Genomic DNA, 17596 nt, shown 5'->3' on the forward strand with positions numbered 1-17596 from the left:
GGAGGTGAGAAAATGGCAGATGGACGGATTATAATTGATACTCAGATTGACAGTAAAGGGGCAGAAAAAGGAGTAAAAGGATTAGGTGGTAAATTAGGTAGTTTAGCAAAAACAGGAGCGGTCGCAATAACGGGATTAGCTACTGCGGCTTCAGGAGTTGTTGCAGCTTTAACTACAATGTCTATAAAACAGTATGCTGAATATGAACAGTTGACTGGTGGAGTTGAAACATTATTCAAAAAGAGTAGTGATCAAGTAATGAAATATGCAAATAATGCATATAAAACGGCTGGGATGTCCGCAAATGAATATATGAAAACTATAACAGGCTTTTCAGCTTCATTATTACAAGGACTTGGTGGAGATACTAAAAAGGCGGCCGAAATAGGAAATAAGGCTGTTACTGATATGTCGGATAATGCTAATAAAATGGGAACAGCAATTGGAAGTATACAGGATGCCTATCAAGGATTTGCAAAACAAAACTATACCATGCTAGACAATCTTAAGTTAGGTTATGGTGGTACAAAAACAGAAATGGAAAGGCTCCTTGTAGATGCGCAAAAACTTACTGGAATTAAATATGATATAAACAATTTCAGTGATGTAATTGAAGCTATTCATGCAGTTCAAACTGAAATGGGAATTACAGGAACGACTGCTAAAGAGGCATCGGAAACTATTGAAGGTAGTTTTAATATGACTAAATCCGCATGGACGAACCTACTAACTGCCATGGCTGATGATAATGCTGACTTTGATGTATTAGTACAAAATTTAGTTGAAAGTTTAGGCTCTCTAGGTAAAAATTTATTACCACGAATAAAAGTAGTAATAGAAGGTATTGGAGAATTATTTAGAACATTACTTCCTAAGGTTTTAGAAGAAGTCCCAGGAATGATCGCATCTTTATTCCCAGAATCTATGCAAGGAAATGTAAAAAGGATATTTGAAGGGATAGTTGAAGCGATAAAAAATGCAGTTAATGTTGCTATGGAGTGGCTTCCTAAAATAACAGAAGTGTTTGCATGGATATTGGACAATTCAGAATTTATAGCAGCAGGAATAGTGGGTATAGGTGTAGCATTATTGACATTGAAAGTTGTTAATACTGTAAGTAAAATCGGTGGCATATTCAAAGATTTATTTATGGAAATAGCAACAGGTACTCCAATTATGGAGGCTTTCAACATTGTCTTAGGTATGAACCCTTTTGTTCTTATAGCAGCAGCTGTAGTGGGTTTGGTAGTCGGATTCATATACTTATGGAATACTAGTGAAGGCTTTAGAAATTTTTTCATAAACATGTGGGAAAGTATAAAGACATTCTTTATAGACACATGGAATGCTATCATGGGATTCTTTACTGAAACCATACCGAGTTGGATAGAAAGTATAAAGGTATGGTTTGGTTCTTTAGGGGAATGGTTCGGAACGCTATGGACTAATATTAAACAATTTTTCATAGATGGATGGAACGCTATAGTAAGCTTTTTCACTGAAACTATCCCAGCATGGATACAACAAATGTTTGATTGGTTTAATGAGTTACCTTACAAGATTGGTTATGCCATGGGATTTGTACTAACAACAATAATACAATGGGGCGTAGATACTTGGAATTACCTTGTTACTAATGTACCTATATGGATTAAAGCAGTAGTTGAGTGGTTCGCTTCATTACCAGGTAAAATATGGACTTGGTTAGTAAATACAATAAAAAAAATAATCGAATGGGGTTCTCAAACATATTCTAATATGGTTACTGCAGTAACTAACGCTATAAATGCGGTTATAGAGTGGTTTTCTAAATTACCAAGTAGGATTTGGGAATGGCTAGTAAATACTATAGCTAAGGTTATTCAATTTGGTAAGGATTTAGGCGAAAAAGCGAGTGAAGCTGGTGGCGAAATGGTTGAAAATATTATTGATGCAGTTAAAGACCTCCCTTCTAAATTCTTAGATATAGGAGTTAATATTGTTAAAGGAATATGGAACGGTATTACTAATATGGGTTCATGGTTGCACGAAAGAGTAACGGGGTTCTTTGAAGGGATGTTGCGTGGTGCTGAAGAAGCGAATGAAATAAATTCCCCTTCTCGTCTATATCGTGACCGAATCGGAAAATACATGGCACAAGGTGTAGGAGTTGGATTTGAGGATGAAGCTTCTAGTGTAGAAAAAGATATAAGGAAAAACTTAGCTGATATAGTATCTAATATCGATATTAATGAAGTTAGTGCTAAACTTACTGCGGCGGTATATGGAGAACAAGCTAGAATGTCAGCAGCTATTAATTCAAGGGGCAATAATGCTACTACTAATAATGTAATAACAAATGATAATGGAGTAACTCAGAATGTTACTATAGTTAATCCAGAGAGAACACCATCAGAAAACGCAAGAGCATTAAAAAAAGTTGGAAGAGATTTAGGGTTTGGATATTAGAGATAAGAAGAATATAGTATTGAAAATATAAAAGAAGGGATAGGCTCAAAATTGAGCTTATCTTATTTTATAGAAGATGAGTATAGCATCTTAATTGAGGTTATTCTCTCATTGAGCTATTAGTTTAATATTGAGGTGATAATAGTTGGAGTTAAATAATGAAAAATTAGTTAGAGAATATCAAGAAGGTAGCAAACAGGCACTTGAAAAACTAATAGAACAAAATATGGGAATTATAAAAAAGATAGCCGGTAAATATAGTAAGGTATGCACAAGAGGTATAGAATTTGACGATTTATTTCAAAGTGGAGCAATTGGACTTATAAATGCAGCTAAAATATATAAATTTGATTTAGATAATAAAGCTAAGTTTATAACATATGCAGCTCATTATATAAATAGATGGATATATAGATGTGCGAATGGTAGAAGTGAAAAAGATATAGCTAATACAAAGTTTTATAATAGTTGTAAAAGTCTGAATACCCCGATTACTAATGATGGAGAAAGTGAAGAAGAAATAGGAAACTTTATAGAATGTAAGGATTATGGCTTTGAAAATCTTATAGAGAACGAATTTCATAAGCATGTTAGAAATGAGTTAGATCAAGTTATGAGTGAATATTTAACGTTAAATGAGAGAGAAGCAATTAAATTTCTCTATGGTTGGGAATGTGATGTTATGAATATACAAGAAGTAAGTGAAATATTAAATATTACAAGAGAAAGAGTAAGGCAATTGAGAAATAATGCACTTAGAAAAATAAGACATACTTCATGGTGGATGACAAAGGGTAAATTTTATGCTCATGAGATTAAAGGACTTATATATACAAAGAAATCGGGTAGAACGCTCTCCTATAATGAAGTTAAAGAAGAAGATTATAGTATTGAAACTATTGAAGGTCATAATTTTATAAATAAATATTTTGATGATTTAATGGGGGTATAGATATGATAGGATTTAAAACGTGGCAATCTAAAACAGATTATGATTTCTCAGATGATCCATGCGAAAACTTTCAGATATATCTTTATTATATATGTGATATGAGAGATAGTGATAATAAAGATAATATGCTTAAACATTTAAATTTAGTTAATCCTAAAAATTGTACAGTACCTAAAGAAGAGGTTATAAGACTATTCAATAAAGCATATGAGGAATATGAGAAATGTATTAAATTGATAAGAAGTAATACTATAGTAGCATTAAAAAGTGTTAATAAGTTTAAAGAAGAACTGAAATCATGTGATGAAGAAAGAGCTAAAGAGTTAAAATATTATTTAACTGCAATAGCTGGAGTATTAAAGACGTTAAGTGAAGAGCAACAAAGAGTAGTGGCATATAGATATTTTGAAGGTATGACATATGTTAATATAGGAAAATACATAGAATGTTCTCCTGGTACTGTTAGAAATAGAATAATTAAAACTATAGAAAGTATTGAGAGAATTCTATTTGATATATATGATATTCATGAATGGAGTATCTAATAATAAAATAAGTACAAATATATAATGCTATTAGTACACCTGTAGAAATATGGGTGTATTTTTATGGTGAAAAAGGAGTTCTGGCGATTATGTTGAAATTATAAAATACTGGAGGTATGGTATGGATAATAAATATGAAATTGAATATGAACAAGATTATGAAAAATATTACTTTGAATATAGAGATAAGTATAAAAGTGATACTTGTGTTATCAATAGTATTAGGAAGCTAGAATACGAAAAAAATAGATTAGTTGAATTAGAAAATGAGATAAAAAGAGGGATAATGGATACGTCAGAATTAGTATCTATTATAGCTTTATTTACATCAATGATGTCATTAATGATTGCGAAGGATTCAAATGAAATAGGCATAATAATTATTATAGGATATGCGGTTTTTGCTCTTATATATAGAAGAAAATGTAACTCAAAATATGATAAAAAAGTTTTAGAAATTAATAATAAAATAAAGTCGGTGGATCTTAGAATTATTGCACTAAAGAATCTTATGTATGAAAAACATAAAGTAATAGTATAGGGAAGGTGTATATAAAAGAAGCATTTATTTAAATAAGGAGTAGGTGCTTTTCTGTTTTAACCCAAACAATATAAGTGTATTTTTAATTGTTTAAAGCATATTTGTTAGATTATATAACTATATTTATATGGTATAGTAAGTTGAAGTAACAATAAATAAATTAATGAATTTATAAAATTTTATTAATGCAAATTTATATAAAAGTTAAATAATGTTATAAACAACAACAAATACTGTTGTCAAAGTCAACAAAATGTATGATAATATAGATAAGGATAGTCACGGAAGCGTGACTTAATAAATAGGTGCATAGTTAAAGATGAGGAATATACTGGAGTATATTAGGTATAAAACCTTAAATTAGTGGAATACTTGAGGTTGATTAAATAATATGAATATTAATTGTAATAATAAAGATATATTTCTATATCATGGTACTGAAAGACAAAGAGGAAATAAGATTATTTGCAATAAGAAAATGGAAGAGTCTATTGGTGATCATCATTGGTTAGGTGATGGAGCATATTTTTATGAACAGTTATTCTTTTCTTATAAGTGGATAAAAGATATGTTTAAGAGTAAGCAAAATGTTAATCATAAAACATTTAAAGAATTGGCTAGTAAGTATATGATATTGAGTTGTAAAATTAGAGTTAATGAAGAAAGAATATTTGATATAGATAATAATATTGAACATAAGTATATTTTTGATAGGTTTTCAGAAAGAATACAAGAAGGTAAAAGTTATTCAGAACGCTTAAAAACACAAACAATTGCTGATGGCGTAGTATTAAATGTGATGTTTTCTGAATATAAATACATGAACAAATATGATTTAGTTATTGCTTCATTTAAGAGAAATAACTTTAAATATAAAAACAGCAGAACTAGATTGAATTACGTATTAGAAAAACAAATATGTGTCAAGAATCTAAAAGTAGTATATGATATTATAGAAAAGGATTTTGAAAATGAATATGATAATTTGTATGATTTAATGAAAGAATATAGTAATAGGGAACAACAAAATAGAGTATCTTATAATAAAAGGAAAGCTAATCCACATAATGTTTATTTTAAAGGGAGGAATTAGTTATGGATTTAAAAGCAGAATTAAAAAGAATAGATGAATTTTTTGACAATATGTCTACAAAAGACTTGGAAGATATGTTAATTAGAAATGGTGTAATGGAATCAAAATATATGTTAGATCCAGATGTTAGTTTTAATTATAGAAGTTATAATCAATATGAAAACATAAACTTGGAGGCTGCATAATATGAAAAGTGTATTAAGATTTATTGATTATGTAATAGATGAAATATATTTTAAAAATGAATACAATAATGAAGAAAGTTTCGAATTAGATTTTGAAATCGATTCTAATGTTGAATTTGATGACGCTAATAATTTTGTTTTAAAGTTAAATACTCATATTTTTCAGAAACAAGAAAATGCTCCATTCAGAATGAATGTTAAAATTATAGGTATATTTGAAATTGATGATGTGGAGGATAATTTAAGATTAGAAATTGCTGAAAAGAATGCAGTTGCAATATTATTTCCTTATGTAAGAGCATTAATTTCTAATTATACAGCTGTTGCTAATGTATCTCCATTAATATTACCACCTATTAACGTAACTCAATACTTAAAAGATAAGAAAAAAAGAATTAGTGAGACTTAAAAAGAATATACTTGTATGGTATATTCTTTTTAAGTGAAATTAAACATTGAGGCGTTAAATAAAATAAGTTTTTACATTGTTTGATGATATTTAAGTATCATAGTTTGGTGGGTACTATTTGGGTACTAAGGACATGAGAAATCACATTAAAATGAATGATGATAGAATAATTTGAAATTGAAGAATCTTGATATACAAGGGGTTGAGACGATTTGAAGGAATATAAAAAAAGCTATCTAACGCACTCCAAAACCGTTGGTTCCGGGTTCAAGTCCTCGTGCCCCTGCCATAGAAACCTAGTGATTTTAGTAATCGCTAGGTTTTTTTATTGTTTTCTTTTATCTTATTTTTACATAGATAAAGAGAGTAAAAATGTACCGTATAATTCCATAAAAATAATTAAATAAATTTATTGAGGAAGTAATAAACCTGTGATATAATCTGTAAGTTAAGAAAATAAAATAAGTTATTAATCACATTTTAAGTTTATATATGTAAGTTAAAGTTATCTATGTGAGGCGTGATTTAAGCTATGTTTTTAGAAAGGACATAGCTTTATATGGTGAAGGGAGAAATTTTATGGAAAAACGTGTGCCAGAATTTAAAGGTTTACTAAGAAGTCATATGATTGAGTTACCTAAGGTTATTAGGGACGCTACTGGAATTGTTATATTTGGGAAAAGAATTAAATCTTTAGTGTTTTCAACTGATGTAGCAGTTATAAGAAATACTAATGCAGATGCTGTTATTGCAGTATATCCATTTACGCCTCAACCCAGAATAACTGAAGCACTATTACTAGCATCAGATATCCCAGTATTTTGTGGGGTAGGTGGATCTATTACTACAGGTAAAAGGGTAATAAATCTAGCATTGGATGCTGAATTTAAGGGAGCTATGGGGGTTGTAGTTAATTCATCTATAGGCAATGATGTTATTGCAGGGATGAGAGAAACTATAGATTTACCAATATTAGTTACCGTTGTTTCAGAAAAAGATGATATAGATGGAAGAATAGCAGCAGGAACAACTATACTTAATGTATCAGGAGCTAAAGAAACTGCGAATATTGTTAGACATATAAGAAGTAAGTACCCAGATGTACCTATTATAGCAACAGGAGGTCCTACAGATGAGAGCATACGTGAAACTATAATTGCTGGGGCTAATGCTATAACATATACACCACAAAGTACTAGTGATATATTAAATGAAATAATGATTAAACATAGAAAAAGATATGAAGACTAATTTCATTCAGAAATGTAATATTTGCAACGAATATTATATTTGAGGTGATTTATTTATGGACAAGGCAACTTGGATGTTAGGAATAATAGTTCCATTAATATCTGCAGCATTTGGTGGAGGTATATCTCTATTAATTATGAGAAAACTAATTATGGAAGAGAGAAAAAAATCTAAGAAAGAACGTGCTATAGATATTAATAACGATAAAATAAAAAGTTATAAGGAGCTATTTGAACTAAATAAAAAAATTAAAGTCTTTGGAGATAAAATTAAAAATAACACAATACCTAATTGGATAAACGTAGAAAGCTATTATAGAGACGAATTTATAATAGAATTTGAAGAGATTATAAATAATTATAAATTTGTAAATGGTTATATTAATGACAAAAAGATAAATGAATATGCACAAAATGTACTTAAGTTATCACAAATTATAGTAGTAGAATTAAAAGATAGAGAAAACTACGGTACTACTTCTGAAAAAGTAGAAACCTGTGTAGATACGTTGATAGAAGTTTTAAATACAATAGAAAAGAACATTTTATCTGTAGTGTTAGAACTATCTATAGAGAAGTATAAGTAATATAAATATTTATAGTGAATATATTTTATTCTAAGACAGTCTTACCATGAATGTATTATCAAATTTGTATTTGATAATAAAAGTATATGAAATGTTTATGATTTTAAATGGATTATGTTAGATTTAATTAATTGGACTAAAGCATAATAGGTGTGGTAAAATAGAATAGTTAAATTTACTACATAAGACCATGTGAAGTAAATAGAGAGAGGATTGTAAATATGAATATTCTTATTTTATCTGCATCTACTGGTGGAGGACATTTAAAAGCATCAAAGGCTTTAGAATCATATATTTTAGAAAATGAGTTAGGTGCTAAAGTAAAAGTAGTGGATACCTTAGAGTATGTTAATCCATTTATAAATAAAATCGTAACTAAGGGATATATAGTACTGGCAAAGTATTTAAATTCCTTATATAAAAATATATATAGTTTAACGGACAAGTCTGGGGTTTTAACATGTTTAGTAACAAAGTTAATTTATTTATTTTCGAAAAAATTAATACCCTTAATAGAAGGATTTGCTCCAGATGTAATCATAACTACTCATCCCTTTCCTACAGAAATGATTTCTATATTAAAGGGAAATAGAAGTATAAAGGTGCCATCAATATGTATAATGACTGATTATGCGCCACATAAAACATGGATAAAACCTAATGTAGATGAATATTGTGTAGCATGTGAAGACATGGTAGAAGGTATGATAGATAGAGGAGTTCCTCCAGAAAAAGTTCATCCTTATGGAATCCCTGTATATGATGGTTTTTTTCATCAAGATGAAGATGATAAAAAAATACTGTTAGATGAGCTGGGATTAAGCGAAAGTAAAATGACCGTGTTAGTCATGGCTGGAAGCTTCGGAGTATATAATATAGAAAAAATCTATAAGAATATAAATAAGATTCCTATGGATTTTCAAATTGTAATTCTAACGGGTAATAATAAAAGACTATATAATAAAATTAAGGAACAGATTAAGTTTAGTAAAAAACAGACAAAGCTTATTAAGTTTACCAATGAAGTTCATAGATATATGAACTTAGCAGACGTCTTAATTACTAAACCAGGAGGGCTTACAGTATCAGAAGCATTAGCAGCAAATCTTCCTTTAATTACCTTTGATGCAATACCTGGACAAGAAGAAGCAAATGCAAAGTTTCTATTAGATCATGGCATGTCCATATCTATAGGCAGAGGTGATAATTGTACTGAAGCTATAGAGGCTTTGATTAAGGACAAAAACAAATTAAGAGAGATTAAAGAAAACTGTATGACTTTTGATAAATCAAATTCAACAAATGAGTTACTAGAACTTATAAGAAGATTAATGAAAGAAAATGAAGCTGAATGTAATTCAGAAATTGCATAAAACTTAAATAATTAAGACCAAGGTTTTTAAGACCTTGGTCTTTTAATCTTATGATGGGAATATTTAGAATTTGACTTTATAATACGAGTCTTTAGGTTTATTTATGAGATTTTTTAATGGCATTAATAAATTTATCTAAAAACTTAAATGAACCATTTTTAATGTGTAAAAATCCCATTATAGATAATATAACACCACTTAAAGAACCACTTATCATATCTGTCATAGTATCCGTAAGACTATTAAGTTGAGAATCAAACCCCAATAGTTGATCTCCTGCAAATTCCCAGAACTCCCACAGTGCAGCTCCAGAAACAGTAAAGAGTAATATATACATCCCTATGAATAATGGTGGAAGGGTTTTGATATTATTTTCACCTATAAGAGGTTTTAAAATTATTAAAGATAAAAACCCTAAAAGAGCCCCTGAAGCAAAATGAAGAAATATATCCCACCAAGGTAGTATTGAGTACATATTATACATCCTACCTAAGAGTAGAGCTAAAAATATAAAAAACTGCAATAAAAAGTCAGATAAACTAGATAATTTAACTTTAAATATATATAAAATTATATCTGGTATAAAGGACGTGATAAGAATTAATAGAATGTTGCTGATGTAATTTGAATTATTATCAGTTTTTACAAATGAGTAATAAACAAATAGTATTAATAAAATTGATCTAAATATCCATTTGAAAAATAAAGCAAAAGAAGACTTTGTATTTTTCATTGATTTCCCTCCGTGCTATTTATGATGTTTTCTATAAGAATAAGTTTTTCTGCTCTAGAAAGTTTTTTTATTTCACATTCTCTTTTTAAAGCTGAAGATTTGTCAGGTAAATTTTCATAGTGAACAATTTCTACAGGTAATCTGCATCTGGTGTACTTAGCTCCTTTACCACTATTATGGCATTTAAGCCTTTTGTTTAAATCAGTTGTCCATCCTGTATATAAAGTATTGTCATTACATCTTAATATATAAACAAAAAACATATCTTTACCTCATATAAAATATATTAAAAATTAGAATAATTATTACTGTTGTATAATACTATTTAAATAGTATATCATTATTTTAGCATGAATATATTATACTATTTTATAAATACTAGTATATTCATATTGAATTAAATTAAATCATAGGGTATAATTAAATTGGATTAAAGAGAAATAGTAAATAATATGTTGATTTAAATTGAATAAAGTATAGTTTTAGGTACATTATGTTTAATAGGGAAAGTGGTTAAAGTCCACTACAGCCCCCGCTACTGTGTACGAAGACGAAATCTCATAGAAAAACCACTGGAGTGTATTTCTGGGAAGGTGAGATGGAGGATGATACGTGAGTCAGGAGACCTGCCTAAAGCATAGATATGACACTTCGGAGGGAAGGGAGTTAATAGTTTAGTTTGTATATTTATTACAAATTATAATTCTGTTATGAGTTAAATTGAATTTTAACCTCTACCTTTTGGGTAGAGGTTTTATTTTGCACTAATTTATTAAATTTGGAGGAACTAAAATGAAAAAGGCTATATTAGTAGTAAGTTTTGGTACTACTTATAAGGATACATTAAAATTAACTATAGAAAAAATTGAGGATGAAATAAGAGAAAGATTTAAAGAGTATCATGTTATGAGAGCTTTTACAGCCCATATGATAATTAAGAAAATAAAAAATAGAGATGGAATAATTGTACCTACTCCGGAGGAAGCTTTAGAGCAACTATATAAAGAAGGCTATGAAGAAGTTATAGTTCAGCCGCTTCATATAATACCAGGTGAAGAGTTCCAATATGTTAGGTTAGTAGTTGATAAGTTTAGAGAGAGTAATAAATTTAAATCAATAAAAGTAGGTAGACCAGCCCTTCACTTTCAAGGAGGGGAAGAAACACCTAATGATTATGAGGTGTTTATAGATGCTATAAAAGAAATTATACCAAAAGATAAGACCATGGTATTTATGGGACATGGAAGTAATCATCCAGCTAACTCAGCCTTTGTAGCACTTCAAAGCGTATTTACTTACTTAAATTATAATAATGTATACGTTGGAACAGTAGAAGGATATCCTACCGTAGATATGATAGTAGAAATTCTTAAAAGAGAAGGTATTGATCACGTTAAGTTAGCACCACTTATGCTAGTAGCTGGAGACCATGCAACTAATGATATGGCTTCTGATGAAGAAGATTCATGGAAGACTATTTTAGAAGAAGCTGGAATTAAAGTAGACATATATCTTCATGGTTTGGGTGAGATTGAGAAGTTTAGACATATATATGTGAATCATGTACAAGATGTAATAGATAATAAATATCTTCATTTGGGAGATACGAAGAAAACACCATAAAGGAGTAAATTATGAAAAGTATAATAGTTTCTTCAAATAGTAGTGGCGGTGGAAAGACCACTGTTACATTAGCACTTATGAAAACTCTTATAGATAGAGGATATAAGGTTCAAGGATATAAAGTTGGACCTGACTATATAGATCCAGCCTTTCATAGAGAAATAACAGGAGTAGCTACAAGAAACTTAGATTTATTTCTAATGGGAGAACCAGGGGTTAAGGAGAGTTATCTAAGAGGTCAGGGTGATCTAGGAATCATTGAAGGAGTTATGGGACTTTATGATGGAAAAGGTATAGATACTAATTTTTCTACAGCTCATGTATCTAGAACTTTAGATTTGCCTGTGGTATTAGTATTATCTCCTAAAGCTCAATCAGCAACTTTATGTGCTGAAATAGAAGGACTTCGAAATTATGAAAATGTGAACATAGTAGGGATAATACTTAATAATATTAGTGAAAGTTACTATAAACTTTTGAAAAAAGCTATTGAAGTAAATTGCAGCGGGATTAGAGTTTTCGGATACATACCTAAGGATGAGAGGTTAGCTTTAAAAAGTAGGCATTTAGGCCTTGTGCAGAGTAGCGAGGTTGAAGATTTATCAAAGAAGATAGAGTTATGCAGTAGCCTTATGGAAGAGTATGTAGATGTAGATAGCCTTATAGAAGAATTTAAAGCTTCAGATATTCAATCTACTAACAGTGAAGATTTCCACGCTGAAAACAAAGATATAAAGATTGCAGTAGCCTATGATAAAGCCTTTAGTTTTTATTATAAAGAGAATATAGAGCTTTTGGAAGAGGTTGGAACAGTTCAGTATTTTAGCCCCCTAAAAGATAGAGAAGTGCCAAAGGATGTAGATTTTATATATATAGGTGGAGGATACCCAGAAGTATTCAAGGAAGAGTTATCTTCTAATAAATCTATGTTAAATAGTGTTAGAAAAGCCTTAAACAGTGGAGTAAAATGCTATGCAGAATGTGGTGGACTCATGTATCTTACAGAGAGCATAGATGGAGTTGAAACAGTAGGTTTCTTTAATGGAACATCTTATATGACTGGAAAACTTAATAATTTTGGATACGCAACTATAAAGATATCAGAGAAAAATTCTATAGTGCCAAAGGATATGATGATTAATTGTCATGAATTCCATAAATCACTGGTAGATTTAAAAGAAGAAGAAATATATGAATTAGAAAAGAAAGCCTACGATGGAACCACAAAGAAGTGGAAGTGTGGGTATGTAAAAAATAATGTTTTAGCAGCTTATGGACATATACATTTCTTTTCTAATATTGATTTTTTTAATAGCTTAATTAAGTAGATGTAATTTTAAAATAGAGATTTATTAAGGAAGGTTATTTCCTTAAGTAGGAGGAGAAATGGATTATATAAAAATACCAATGGACATAGAAAAGAGAAGTTTTGAAATTATAGGAGAAGAAATGGGACCTCATAATTTCGATGATAGAGAGCTTTCTATAATTAAGAGAGTTATTCATACTACAGCAGATTTTGAATATAAGGATTTAGTTTATATGACAGATGATGCTATAGATACAGCCCTAGAGATTCTAAAAAAGGGAACAACTATATATACAGATACTAATATGGCACTTTCAGGAATAAATAAAAGAGCCTTAGAAAAGTTAAATTGCAGGGTTGTATGTTATGTATCAGAACCAGAAGTTGCAGAGATTGCAAAGGAAAGAGGCATAACTCGTTCTATGGCTGCAGTAGAAAAGGCAGTAGGAGATGGAGTAGAGTTCTTTGTATTTGGAAATGCTCCAACGGCTTTATTCAAACTTAAAGAGTTTATTGAATCAGAAAAGTCTAATTGTAAATTTATTATAGGAGCTCCAATAGGATTCGTAGGAGCAGCTGAATCAAAAGAAGAAATAGAAAAATTAAAAGATATAGATATGATGACAGTTAGAGGAAGAAAGGGCGGAAGTGCAGTAGCAGCAGCTATAGTCAATGCTCTTATGTATATGTTAGTAGAGAGATAATAAAGAAGGTATTAGAATGTTAGACTTATATGTTAACAGTAATGGTAAAAAGTTAAGATGTGGTTATACTACAGGGTCCTGTGCAGCAGCTGCTGCTAAGGCAGCTACTTACATGCTTTTTACTGGTAAAAAAATTAAAGAGATAGAGATTAATACACCAAAGGGAATAATTTTAAACTTAGTAATAGATGAAGTTGTTTTTGGTGATGACTATGTGGAATGTTCCATTATAAAAGATGGTGGAGATGACATAGATGCTACCCACGGATTACCTATATGGGCGAGAGCTGAAAAGGGTGAAGAAAGATATATTTTAAAAGGTGGAAAAGGTGTAGGAGTAGTTAATGGTGAAGGCCTCTATATTGAAAAGGGTGAAGCTGCTATTAATCCAGTACCTAGACTTATGATAGAGCAAGAGGTAAGTAGTGTGCTTCCAGAGGATGAAGGAGTTACTATTACTATATTTGTACCAAGGGGAGAAGAAGTAGCAAAGAAAACCTTTAATCCTAGACTTAATATAGTAGGAGGAATATCTATATTAGGAACTACAGGAATTGTTTATCCTATGTCTGAAGAATCAATTAAAGAATCAATAAAAATTGAGATAACTCAAAAGGCTTTAAAAAATAAGGTTCTTATATTAGCCTTTGGAAACATGGGAGAAAAGGTTGCAGAATCTATGGGATATTCTATAGATCAAGTGGCTATAATATCAAACTTTGTTGGATTTGCTATAGAATGTTGTGTTAGCTGTGGAGTTAAAGAGATAATTATAATAGGTCATATAGGTAAGATATGTAAGATATCTGCTGGTAGCTTTAACACTCACAGTAGAGTATGTGATGTAAGACTAGAAGTAATAGCATTAGAATTAGCATTAGCAGGAGCTCCACATGACTTAGTTAGAAGTATATATAATGAAAAGACTACAGAGGGTGCTATAAAAGCTTTAAAGGGTGAATATAGTGAGATATATAAAACTATTGTAGATAAAGTGAAGAAAAGAATGGAGCTTTATAGCTATGGTGAACTTAAATGTTATGTAGTTATGTATTGGGGTGCAACTAATCCTAAGATATTAGCTACAACATTATAGAGGTGGAAAGATGATTTATGTAGTAGGACTTGGTCCAGGAAGTAAGGAGTATATACTTCCTAAGGCTGTTGAAACTTTAGAAAATAGTGATATGTTAGTAGGATTTTCTAGAGCTTTGGAAAGTGTAAATTTTATAAATACTGAAAGAGTGGCAGTTAAGTCTTTATCAGATATTTTGAAGATAGTAGAAGATAATAAGAGCAAGAAAATATCTATAATTGCATCGGGAGACCCATGTTTTTATGGAGTTACTGATTATATAAAGAGAAATATAAAAGAGGAGCCTATAGAGATAATACCAGGACTTAGCTCTTTTCAATATCTAATGAGCAAGATAGGGAAGAGTTGGAATGGAAAATTTTTAGGCAGTGTCCATGGAAGAGAAGAAGATTTTTTAACTGTTGTTAAAGAAAATAGCATGTGTATATTCTTAACAGATAGTAAAAATTCACCTAAGGTTTTAGCAAATAAACTGTTTATAGAAAATATAAGTTGTAATATATGGGTAGGAGAAAATTTATCCTATGAAGATGAGAAAATAACAGTAGGTACACCAGAAGAGATAATGGAGAAGGAATTTTCTTCATTAAGTGTCTTTGTAGTGGAGGAAGTTTAAATGAAATATATAAAAGATGAAGAGTTTATAAGAGGAAACTGTCCTATGACAAAGGAAGAAGTTAGAATTCTAAGTGTAGCAAAACTTAATTTAGAGGAAAATTCTAAACTTCTAGATGTAGGAGCTGGAACTGGTTCCATATCAATTCAAGGAAGTAAGATTTGCACTTCTGGTAGTGTTATTGCAATAGAGAGAGATGAAGAAGCCTTAGAGGTAATCTATAAAAATAAAGATAAGTTTAATTGTGATAATTTAGAGATTATAGAAGGTGAAGCTTTAGAAGCTTTAGACTCTATTAAGGAAAAGTTTAATAGTATCTTTATTGGAGGTAGTGGTGGAAATCTTGAAAAAATAATTGAGAAATGCCATAACCTTCTTGAAGATGATGGAGTAATGGTTTTAAATTTTATAACCATTGATAATGTATATAAAGCAATGAGTACTTTAAAAGAATTAAACATGAAAATTAGCTGTACTCAAGTTGGCGTAAGTAAAACAAGAGGCCAAAGTTATATGTTATTTGGATATAATCCAATTTTTATTGTAGAGGCTTATAAGAATTAGAAATATTGTAATGTAGTAGGTTTGTAGTACAAGGAAATACAGCAATAGAAAATAGTTAAGAATTGAAAATATTGTTTTATAGTAGAAATAGAGGAGTGAAATAGATGGCAAAGTTATATGGAGTTGGAGTAGGACCAGGAGATAAAGAGCTATTAACCTTAAAGGCGGTTAAAACTATAGAAATGTGTGAAGTAATTGTTTCACCAAGTGCTATGAAAGGTGGGAAAAGTATAGCTTTAGGCATTGCAGAGGACTTTATATCAGAGGATAAAGAAATTATGATAAAGCAATTTCCAATGGGTGGAGAAGACCAAGAAGAAAAAATCTATGAAGCCTTTAAAGCTATAGAAGAGAAGCTTAAGGAAGGAAAGAATGTAGCCTTCTTAACTTTAGGAGATCCTTTTGTTTATAGTACATATATATATTTACTAAAGTATATAGAAGAGCATGGCTTTGAAGTTGAAACAATTCCAGGGATAACTTCCTTCTGTGCTAGTGCTAGTCTTGCGCAAAAACCATTAGTTATAGGTGATGAACCATTACTTATTACCCCAGCTAGCAGAGTTTCGGATATAAAGGATGAAAAGTATGTAGTTATAATGAAGGTCTATAAAAGAGAAGAAGAAGTATTAGACGTTCTTGATGAAAAAGGCTTTAACTATGTATATATAAAAAAAGCTGGAAGAGAAGGGCAAGAGATTTTACATAAGAGAGAAGATATTTTAGATAATAAAGAATACATGTCACTTATAATAGCAAATAGAGATTAGGAGGAAGAAGAATGGTTTATTTTATAGGAGCAGGTCCAGGAGATGCAGAGTTAATCACAGTAAAGGGAAGAGATACACTGACAAAAGCAGATGTAGTTATATATGCAGGCTCTCTTGTAAGCAAGGAGCATATGAATTATTGTAAGGCTGGATGTGAAATACATAATTCAGCATCTATGACTTTAGAACAAGTTATAGAAGTTATGAATAGGGCTGAAAAAGAAAACAAAATGGTAGTAAGACTTCATACAGGTGATCCAGCTATCTATGGAGCTATCAAAGAACAAATGGATGAACTTGATAAATTAAATATTCAGTACAAGGTAATTCCAGGAGTTAGTTCATTTACAGCAGCAGCATCTGTAATAAAAAAGGAATTTACACTTCCATCAGTAACTCAAACTGTAATATTAACTAGAGTTGAGGGAAGAACTCCAGTACCAGAAACTGAAAGCTTAGAAAAACTTGCATCAATTGGTGCATCTATGGCTATATTCCTTTCTATTAGCATGATAGATAAGGTAGTTGCAAAGCTAAGAAAAGGTTATGGAAGGAATGTTAATATAGCTGTAGTTGAAAGAGCTACTTGGGAAGATGAAAGAGCTATAATTGGAACTTTAGATGATATAGCAGAAAAGGTTAAAGAAGCAGGAATCACTAAATGTGCTCAAATATTAGTAGGGGACTTTATAAATTGCGATTATGATAAGAGTCTTCTATATGATAAATCCTTTACTCATATGTTTAGAGAAGGACAAAAATAATTCTTAGAATGTACAATTCTAGAAAGTAGGAGAG

General features: G+C 30.2%; 20 protein-coding genes and 1 riboswitch. Of the genes, 18 read left to right on the forward strand and 2 right to left on the reverse strand.

Annotation, left to right across the window (positions count from 1 at the left end):
• The first annotated feature begins 12 nt into the window (after positions 1–12).
• From B3B03_RS13625 to B3B03_RS13670, 10 genes are all read left to right on the forward strand, one after another.
• On the forward strand, positions 13–2448 hold the full coding sequence (locus B3B03_RS13625) for a hypothetical protein (RefSeq protein ID WP_346877594.1): 2436 nt from the start codon (positions 13–15) through the stop codon (positions 2446–2448).
• 145 nt (positions 2449–2593) lie between these two features.
• Entirely contained in the window at positions 2594–3400 is an 807-nt protein-coding gene (locus B3B03_RS13630; RefSeq protein WP_346877595.1) for a sigma-70 family RNA polymerase sigma factor, read from the forward strand.
• A 2-nt stretch (positions 3401–3402) separates the two neighbouring features.
• Complete coding sequence (locus tag B3B03_RS13635; protein WP_346877596.1) at positions 3403–3945, forward strand: RNA polymerase sigma factor; 543 nt, start codon at positions 3403–3405, stop codon at positions 3943–3945.
• 121 nt (positions 3946–4066) lie between these two features.
• The gene (locus B3B03_RS13640) at positions 4067–4486 is read left to right on the forward strand and encodes a hypothetical protein (protein ID WP_346877597.1); all 420 of its coding nucleotides are present in this window, start codon (positions 4067–4069) and stop codon (positions 4484–4486) included.
• Positions 4487–4877: 391 nt separating this feature from the next.
• On the forward strand, positions 4878–5579 hold the full coding sequence (locus tag B3B03_RS13645; protein ID WP_346877598.1) for a hypothetical protein: 702 nt from the start codon (positions 4878–4880) through the stop codon (positions 5577–5579).
• Positions 5580–5581: 2 nt separating this feature from the next.
• Positions 5582–5764, forward strand: a complete 183-nt coding sequence (locus B3B03_RS13650; protein ID WP_346877599.1) for a hypothetical protein — start codon at positions 5582–5584, stop codon at positions 5762–5764.
• Position 5765: 1 nt separating this feature from the next.
• A complete protein-coding gene (locus B3B03_RS13655; RefSeq protein ID WP_346877600.1) occupies positions 5766–6173 on the forward strand; it encodes a protein-export chaperone SecB in 408 nt (135 codons plus the stop codon).
• Positions 6174–6752: 579 nt separating this feature from the next.
• Positions 6753–7424: a hydrolase gene (locus B3B03_RS13660; RefSeq protein ID WP_346847025.1), complete on the forward strand. Its 672-nt coding sequence runs from the start codon at positions 6753–6755 to the stop codon at positions 7422–7424.
• A 55-nt stretch (positions 7425–7479) separates the two neighbouring features.
• Positions 7480–8010 (forward strand): hypothetical protein, encoded by a 531-nt coding sequence (locus tag B3B03_RS13665; RefSeq protein ID WP_035129701.1) that lies wholly within the window; start codon positions 7480–7482, stop codon positions 8008–8010.
• Positions 8011–8231: 221 nt separating this feature from the next.
• A complete protein-coding gene (locus B3B03_RS13670; RefSeq protein WP_346847026.1) occupies positions 8232–9383 on the forward strand; it encodes an MGDG synthase family glycosyltransferase in 1152 nt (383 codons plus the stop codon).
• Positions 9384–9480: 97 nt separating this feature from the next.
• Here the strand turns inward: B3B03_RS13670 and B3B03_RS13675 are convergent, their stop codons facing one another.
• On the reverse strand, positions 9481–9858 hold the full coding sequence (locus tag B3B03_RS13675; protein ID WP_346877601.1) for a hypothetical protein: 378 nt from the start codon (positions 9856–9858) through the stop codon (positions 9481–9483).
• A 254-nt stretch (positions 9859–10112) separates the two neighbouring features.
• Positions 10113–10379 (reverse strand): GIY-YIG nuclease family protein, encoded by a 267-nt coding sequence (locus B3B03_RS13680; RefSeq protein ID WP_346847028.1) that lies wholly within the window; start codon positions 10377–10379, stop codon positions 10113–10115.
• 204 nt (positions 10380–10583) lie between these two features.
• A riboswitch (cobalamin riboswitch) is annotated at positions 10584–10764 on the forward strand.
• A gap of 144 nt (positions 10765–10908) precedes the next feature.
• On the opposite strand from B3B03_RS13680, the gene B3B03_RS13685 reads away from it, so the two are divergent.
• From B3B03_RS13685 to cobM, 8 genes are all read left to right on the forward strand, one after another.
• Positions 10909–11739, forward strand: a complete 831-nt coding sequence (locus B3B03_RS13685) for a sirohydrochlorin cobaltochelatase (RefSeq protein WP_346847029.1) — start codon at positions 10909–10911, stop codon at positions 11737–11739.
• A gap of 11 nt (positions 11740–11750) precedes the next feature.
• Entirely contained in the window at positions 11751–13067 is a 1317-nt protein-coding gene (locus B3B03_RS13690) for a cobyrinate a,c-diamide synthase (protein ID WP_346847030.1), read from the forward strand.
• Positions 13068–13125: 58 nt separating this feature from the next.
• A complete protein-coding gene (locus tag B3B03_RS13695; RefSeq protein ID WP_346877602.1) occupies positions 13126–13752 on the forward strand; it encodes a precorrin-8X methylmutase in 627 nt (208 codons plus the stop codon).
• 16 nt (positions 13753–13768) lie between these two features.
• Positions 13769–14848 (forward strand): cobalt-precorrin-5B (C(1))-methyltransferase CbiD, encoded by a 1080-nt coding sequence (gene cbiD, locus B3B03_RS13700; protein ID WP_346877603.1) that lies wholly within the window; start codon positions 13769–13771, stop codon positions 14846–14848.
• 10 nt (positions 14849–14858) lie between these two features.
• Positions 14859–15464 (forward strand): precorrin-6y C5,15-methyltransferase (decarboxylating) subunit CbiE, encoded by a 606-nt coding sequence (gene cbiE / locus B3B03_RS13705; RefSeq protein ID WP_346847032.1) that lies wholly within the window; start codon positions 14859–14861, stop codon positions 15462–15464.
• The gene (gene cbiT, locus B3B03_RS13710) at positions 15465–16028 is read left to right on the forward strand and encodes a precorrin-6Y C5,15-methyltransferase (decarboxylating) subunit CbiT (protein WP_346877604.1); all 564 of its coding nucleotides are present in this window, start codon (positions 15465–15467) and stop codon (positions 16026–16028) included.
• A gap of 104 nt (positions 16029–16132) precedes the next feature.
• Positions 16133–16798 (forward strand): cobalt-factor II C(20)-methyltransferase, encoded by a 666-nt coding sequence (locus tag B3B03_RS13715; RefSeq protein ID WP_346847034.1) that lies wholly within the window; start codon positions 16133–16135, stop codon positions 16796–16798.
• Positions 16799–16809: 11 nt separating this feature from the next.
• Positions 16810–17562, forward strand: coding sequence for a precorrin-4 C(11)-methyltransferase (gene cobM, locus B3B03_RS13720; protein WP_346847035.1), 753 nt, complete (start codon positions 16810–16812; stop codon positions 17560–17562).
• The last annotated feature ends 34 nt before the right edge of the window (positions 17563–17596 follow it).

It is taken from the genome of Clostridium sp. UBA5712 (genome assembly GCF_002419845.1).
GTDB classification, from domain to species: Bacteria; Bacillota; Clostridia; order Clostridiales; family Clostridiaceae; genus Clostridium_J; species Clostridium_J sulfidigenes.

Bases quoted from the DNA above. Each gene is read 5' to 3' on its own strand.
- B3B03_RS13660 (WP_346847025.1), top strand. From the start codon at position 6,753: ATGGAAAAACGTGTGCCAGAATTTAAAGGTTTACTAAGAAGTCATATG.
- B3B03_RS13695 (WP_346877602.1), top strand. From the start codon at position 13,126: ATGGATTATATAAAAATACCAATGGACATAGAAAAGAGAAGTTTTGAA.
- B3B03_RS13655 (WP_346877600.1), top strand. From the start codon at position 5,766: ATGAAAAGTGTATTAAGATTTATTGATTATGTAATAGATGAAATATAT.
- B3B03_RS13625 (WP_346877594.1), top strand. From the start codon at position 13: ATGGCAGATGGACGGATTATAATTGATACTCAGATTGACAGTAAAGGG.
- B3B03_RS13690 (WP_346847030.1), top strand. From the start codon at position 11,751: ATGAAAAGTATAATAGTTTCTTCAAATAGTAGTGGCGGTGGAAAGACC.
- B3B03_RS13645 (WP_346877598.1), top strand. From the start codon at position 4,878: ATGAATATTAATTGTAATAATAAAGATATATTTCTATATCATGGTACT.
- cobM (WP_346847035.1), top strand. From the start codon at position 16,810: ATGGTTTATTTTATAGGAGCAGGTCCAGGAGATGCAGAGTTAATCACA.
- B3B03_RS13650 (WP_346877599.1), top strand. From the start codon at position 5,582: ATGGATTTAAAAGCAGAATTAAAAAGAATAGATGAATTTTTTGACAAT.
- B3B03_RS13670 (WP_346847026.1), top strand. From the start codon at position 8,232: ATGAATATTCTTATTTTATCTGCATCTACTGGTGGAGGACATTTAAAA.
- cbiT (WP_346877604.1), top strand. From the start codon at position 15,465: ATGAAATATATAAAAGATGAAGAGTTTATAAGAGGAAACTGTCCTATG.
- B3B03_RS13680 (WP_346847028.1), bottom strand. From the start codon at position 10,379: ATGTTTTTTGTTTATATATTAAGATGTAATGACAATACTTTATATACA.
- B3B03_RS13635 (WP_346877596.1), top strand. From the start codon at position 3,403: ATGATAGGATTTAAAACGTGGCAATCTAAAACAGATTATGATTTCTCA.
- cbiD (WP_346877603.1), top strand. From the start codon at position 13,769: ATGTTAGACTTATATGTTAACAGTAATGGTAAAAAGTTAAGATGTGGT.
- B3B03_RS13640 (WP_346877597.1), top strand. From the start codon at position 4,067: ATGGATAATAAATATGAAATTGAATATGAACAAGATTATGAAAAATAT.
- B3B03_RS13715 (WP_346847034.1), top strand. From the start codon at position 16,133: ATGGCAAAGTTATATGGAGTTGGAGTAGGACCAGGAGATAAAGAGCTA.
- cbiE (WP_346847032.1), top strand. From the start codon at position 14,859: ATGATTTATGTAGTAGGACTTGGTCCAGGAAGTAAGGAGTATATACTT.
- B3B03_RS13685 (WP_346847029.1), top strand. From the start codon at position 10,909: ATGAAAAAGGCTATATTAGTAGTAAGTTTTGGTACTACTTATAAGGAT.
- B3B03_RS13665 (WP_035129701.1), top strand. From the start codon at position 7,480: ATGGACAAGGCAACTTGGATGTTAGGAATAATAGTTCCATTAATATCT.
- B3B03_RS13675 (WP_346877601.1), bottom strand. From the start codon at position 9,858: ATGTACTCAATACTACCTTGGTGGGATATATTTCTTCATTTTGCTTCA.